Here is a 5111-nt window from a genome sequence, read left to right on the forward strand (position 1 = left end):
CTTGGTGCTCGCGCCGGGGTTCTTGCCCGGCGCAGTTAAACGGGAAGCAAGCAGGGCGCGCGCCGTCAGCGGCGTCCACCTGACTTGCGCTGCCCCCGCAACGGTCGGCGATCGAGCTCGTGCAACCCATGGTTGCTCGCTCCGCCTGCGCTGTTGAGCCACTGGGCCTTCGGGCTTGGGAAGGCCGCGCAGGTTGCATCGCCCAGCCCGGATACCGGCCAGCAAGGGGTGCGTGCGTTCGCGCGCGCCATGTCGCCCAGGGCCTGCGGGGAAGCTGGCCAGGGCCTTTGTCTGTGCCTTTTCCCGTGAAATCCATTCCTGTTGCGCGCTTGTCCCTGAGCGCCCTGTCTTGCCTTGCTCTGCAGGCCTGGTCGCCGTCCGCCCTGGCGGATGAGAGCGTGCCAGAGGTCGTTGTCACCGCCACGCGCGCACCCGTTGACCGTGCCCGTGTCCTGGCCGATGTCTCGGTCATCACGCGCGAAGACATCGATCGCTCGGGGGCCATGGACCTGGCCGACTTGCTCGATCGTCAACCGGGGCTGACATTCAGCAACAACGGTGGCCCAGGCACCTACACCGACGTGTTCGTGCGGGGAGCCAACGCCCGCTTCACCGCTTTGCTGGTCGATGGTTTGCGCGTGGACTCTCAGAACTTGCAGGGCGGTGCGGTCTGGCAAGGCACCCGTTGTCGCAGATCGATCGCATCGAGGTGGTGCGCGGAGCCGGCAGCGCCCTGTATGGCTCTGACGCCGTCGGCGGCGTGATCCAGGTGTTCACGCGCAAGCCCGTTGATGGCGTGGTGTCCTTGGCTGGTGGTTTGACCTTGGGCTCGCACGGCACCGTCAAGTCCGATGCCACGGTTTCCGGCCGCCAGTCCGGCTTTGACTATGGCTTGACCCTTGGGGCAGAGCGGGCCAATGGCCGCTCCGTGATCAACAACCCCAGCAGCCCGGATTGGCGCGTCGATCGCGACGGGTATGGGCAGTCTTCGGCTCAGGCTCGCCTGGGATGGCAGTTGCTGGCTGGGCATCGGCTGGAAGCTTTGGCCGGGCGGCATCGCACGCGTGCCGACTTCGATGACCGCTACGCCAGCGCAGATCAGGACTCTGTTGCCACCACGGTGATCCGCACGTCGCAGGTGGCCTGGCTGGCCGATTGGGTGCCCGGGCTGAAGGCCCAGTACCGATTGGGCGAGAGCAGCACGGAGGTCCTGTCGGAGTCGAGCGGTTACCTGCGCGCCAAGACCCGCACCCACACTGCCCTGGCGCAGCACGATTGGCAGCGTGGGCCGCATGGCGTGCAGGTGCTGCTGGAGAACCGGGTCGATCGCATGAGCGCGGCATACGACGGCACCTCCTCCTTCGAAGGCCCGGAGCCTCGGCGCGATCAGTTGGGACTGGGGTTGGGTTATGCCTGGGATCAGGACAGCTGGGTTTTTTCAGCGCGAGCTCGCCAGGATGACGACAGCGAATTCGGCGTGCACCACACGGGCACCGTGGCGGGCGGCTGGCGCTTTGCCCCGGGCTGGATGGCACGTGTGAGTTATTCGGAGGGTTGTCGGGCGCCCACCCTGTACGAGCGCTTTGCCCAATACGACGGCAACCCGGACTTGAGGGCAGAGACATCGCACGGCAGCGAAGCCGCCATCAGTTGGCAACGAGGCGCCGATCGAGCTTCGGTGACCGCCTACGACCAGCGCATCAACCAGCTCATCGAGTACTCGATGAGCCAGTTCCAGTACTTCAACGTGGGTCAGGCGCGCCTCAAGGGCTTGACCTTCGCTGCTCAAACGCGCTGGGCGGGCGCCAACTGGTCGGGGTCATGGGACTTGCAGGAGGCCCGCAACGAGCAGACGGGTGAACGCCTGATTCGTCGCCCGCGCTACCACGGCAACCTGTCGGCTGACACCGATTTGATGGGCTGGACCGTTGGTGCTCGCTCGCGTTTCGTGGGTGGACGCAGCGACATCGATGGCGATTCGCAAACCGTTCACAACGGGGGCTACGTGACCTGGGGCGTGTTCGCATCGCGTCAGCTGGCACCGGGCTGGCAGTTGCTGACCCGCGTGGACAACGTGTTCAACAAGCGCTACGAGGTGGCGCGCGATTACGCGGTCCCTGGTGCGTTTGCTCAGGTGGCGCTGCGCTACCAGCCTCGCTGACACCAGCCATGTCGGCACCGCAACACCACCTCGTCCTGGGCGGCCAGCGCAGCGGCAAATCTCGCCATGCCGAGCGCTTGGCGCGTGCATGGCTGGACCAGGATGCTCGCCACGAGGTGGTGGTCGTGGCCACGGCCATGTCCAGCGATGACGAGATGCGCGAGCGCATCGAGCGGCATCGGCGTGATCGCGATGCGGCCTTTCGGGTTGTCGAGAGCCCTGTTCACCTCGGTCAGGCTGTTCGCGGTGAGGCGGCTCCTCATCGTTTGATCGTGGTCGATTGTTTGACCTTGTGGGTCAGCCAGGTGCTGATGCCAGCTTGCCGTGGCGAGCAGTCCGCTGCGTTGCCTCAGTGGTCGCACTTGCGCGAGGATTTGCTCGCCGCCATGCCCGGCCTGGCCTCACCGCTGGTGCTGGTGTCCAACGAGATCGGCGCAGGCGTGGTGCCGATGGGGGCCGACGTTCGCCGAGTGGTCGATGAGTTGGGACGCCTGCATCAGGATGTTGCACAGCGCTGCGCTCGCCTGACCTGGATGGTGGCCGGCCAGCCCTTCACGCGCGACGTGGAGCGTTGGTCGTGAACGCGCTGCCCTGCGCCGGTCGAGTGCGCCACTGGAGGCGGGTCATCGCGTGCCTGGTGGGTTGGGCCTTGTTGGGTGCTGCGCATGCCGCAGGCCATCGCCTGGCCATCGTGGACGATGGTGGCTCGGCCGTGAGCCTGCCAGCCCCACCAACTCGCATCGTTTCGCTGTTGCCTTCTTTGACCGAGGCGGTCTGTGTTCTGGGGGGCTGCGATCGCCTGATCGGCGTGGACCGTTGGTCCAATTGGCCTGATCAGGTCAAGAAGCTGCCGCAACTGGGCAGCCTGGACGAGGCCCCGCTCGAGCGCATCGTCGCGCTCAAGCCAGACCTGGTGTTGCTGGCGCCTTCGTCGCGCGTGGCGCCGCGCTTGCGGCAGTTGGGTCTGACGGTGGCCGAGCTCGATGCCCGCGACCTGCCGGGCGTGGAGGGGCTGCTTCAAAAGGTGGCCGCCCTGTTGGGGCAGCCTGAGTTGGCGACCCAGCGGTGGGCTGCCATGCAGCGAGAGCTGCAAGAGGCCGCTCGCTCGGTGCCTGCGTCCGCGCGGGGTCACGCGGTTTATGTCGAAATCAGCAGCGCCCCGCATGCGGCGGGCGAGTCCTCGTACATCGGGCAGATGCTGAGTCAGCAGGGTGCGCGCAACATCGTGCCGGCTTCGCTGGGGCCATTCCCCAAGCTCAACCCGGAGTTCGTGGTGCGGGCCAGGCCAGCGCTGGTCATCGTGGGGGCCGGTGAGGTGGCGGCGTTGAGTCGTCGCCCTGGTTGGTCGGCGATCCCAGCCGTGCGAGATCAACGCATCTGCGCCCTGCAGCCGCGTGAGATGGATGCCTTGTCGCGCCCCGGACCCCGCCTGCCTGAGGCGGCCCGGGTGCTGGCCAATTGCCTGAACCGGGCGTGGAGCGTGAAGCCATGAAACCCGTCTGGTGGCTGGCGCTGGTGTTGATGGGGCTGTGTGGCCTGGGTGCGCTGGTGGGCGCCGATGGCTGGCGCTGGCCATCGGCGCTTTGGCGTGAGCCGGGTTTGCTCGAACTGGCGTTGGACATCCGCTTGCCTCGCTCACTTGGGGCTGCGGTGGTGGGCGCTTTGCTGGGTTTGTCAGGGGCCATCGCACAGGGCTTGTTTCGCAACCCGCTGGCCGAGCCCCACCTGCTTGGCTCGGCCGCCGGTGCGGGGTTGTGCATGGCCGCGGCCATCGCGCTGGGTTGGGTGTCGGGCGAGGCGGGGGCTAGGCTGGGCCTGACAGGTCTGGCCTTTTTCGGTGCCATCGGCGGGGTGTTCCTCACGCTCACGCTGGCACGGGGGGCGGCGCAGACCTACCGCCTGCTGCTCGCTGGCGTGGTGGTGGGCGTGGTGCTGGGGGCGTTCACGCAATGGATCATGCTTGGCTCTGCTGAGGCCTGGCGAGCGATGCAGGCCTTCATGCTGGGCAACACCGCCTTGCTGGGCTGGCCCGCCGTGTGGGCGATGGCAGGCGTGTGGCTGGTCGGGGTGCTGTTGGCGTTGGGGCTGGCGCCGGTGCTGGATGCCTTGAGCCTGGGTGAAGACACCGCACGCAGCCTGGGCGTGCCTTTGGGGGCCTCGCGCGTGGCGCTTGTGGCGGTGCTGGCGGCCTGCACTGCGGCCGCCTCGGCACAGGCCGGTTTGATCGCTTTCATCGGCCTCGTGGCACCGCACCTGGTGCGGGGCTGGGATGGCGGGCGACACCGCGTGCGCCTGCTGGCGGCCAGCTTGATGGGTGGGGCGTTGTTGCTGTCGGCCGACCTGCTCTCGAGGGGCTTGTTGCCCCCACAGGACGTGCCGGTGGGCGTGCTCACGGCCGTGCTCGGCGGGGGCTACCTGCTGTGGCGATTGCAGCGGAGCGCACCATGAGCCAGGGGCTGTTGTCTTTGCGTGCTGTCAGTGCCAGCAGGGGGCATCGCACCGTGGTTGATCGGGTCGAACTGAGCCTCCATGCCGGCGAATGGGTGGCCCTGGTGGGCCCCAATGGCGCGGGCAAATCCACCTTGCTGCAGCTGGCGGCGGGTTTGCTGATGCCGGCTGCGGGAGAGGTCTGGTTGGGTGAACGCGTCCTGGCTGCCTGGCCCGACCGCGCGAGGGCGCGCCAACTGGCCTGGCTGGCACAGTCACCCGAGGCCGATGCCGACATGCTGGTGCGCGACGTCGTCGAGCTGGGCCGCTTGCCGCACCGGGGCTGGCTGGGGTGGGGCGGCGCGGCCATGGCTCCGGATCGGTCGGTGGTCGACGAGGCCATGGGTCAGGCCGACGTTCATGCGCTGGCTTCGCATCGGCTGGGGCGCTTGTCGGGCGGCGAGCGTCAGCGGGTGCACCTGGCCCGCGCCCTCGCGACCCAGGCCCCGGTGCTGTTGCTCGC

Annotated in this window: 6 protein-coding genes and 1 riboswitch; all 6 genes read left to right on the forward strand. The window is 68.0% G+C overall.

The features are described from left to right. Positions 1-237, forward strand: a riboswitch (cobalamin riboswitch). A gap of 68 nt (positions 238-305) precedes the next feature. Then, positions 306-764: a TonB-dependent receptor plug domain-containing protein gene (locus tag B2W70_RS10680; protein WP_286745589.1), complete on the forward strand. Its 459-nt coding sequence runs from the start codon at positions 306-308 to the stop codon at positions 762-764. After that, positions 686-2161, forward strand: a complete 1476-nt coding sequence (locus tag B2W70_RS10685) for a TonB-dependent receptor domain-containing protein (protein WP_286745591.1) — start codon at positions 686-688, stop codon at positions 2159-2161. Before B2W70_RS10680 ends, B2W70_RS10685 begins: the two co-directional genes overlap by 79 nt. Positions 2162-2169: 8 nt before the next feature. Next, positions 2170-2742, forward strand: coding sequence for a bifunctional adenosylcobinamide kinase/adenosylcobinamide-phosphate guanylyltransferase (locus B2W70_RS10690; protein ID WP_286745593.1), 573 nt, complete (start codon positions 2170-2172; stop codon positions 2740-2742). Next, a complete protein-coding gene (locus B2W70_RS10695; RefSeq protein WP_286745595.1) occupies positions 2739-3653 on the forward strand; it encodes an ABC transporter substrate-binding protein in 915 nt (304 codons plus the stop codon). Before B2W70_RS10690 ends, B2W70_RS10695 begins: the two co-directional genes overlap by 4 nt. Next, entirely contained in the window at positions 3650-4609 is a 960-nt protein-coding gene (locus B2W70_RS10700) for a FecCD family ABC transporter permease (RefSeq protein WP_286745596.1), read from the forward strand. Before B2W70_RS10695 ends, B2W70_RS10700 begins: the two co-directional genes overlap by 4 nt. Then, a partial coding sequence (locus B2W70_RS10705; protein WP_286745597.1) for an ABC transporter ATP-binding protein occupies positions 4606-5111 on the forward strand: 506 nt, incomplete at its 3' end. The genes B2W70_RS10700 and B2W70_RS10705, both read left to right, overlap by 4 nt.

This window comes from Aquabacterium sp. UBA2148 (assembly GCF_002328915.1).
In the GTDB taxonomy this organism is placed as follows: domain Bacteria; phylum Pseudomonadota; class Gammaproteobacteria; order Burkholderiales; family Burkholderiaceae_C; genus Aquabacterium; species Aquabacterium parvum.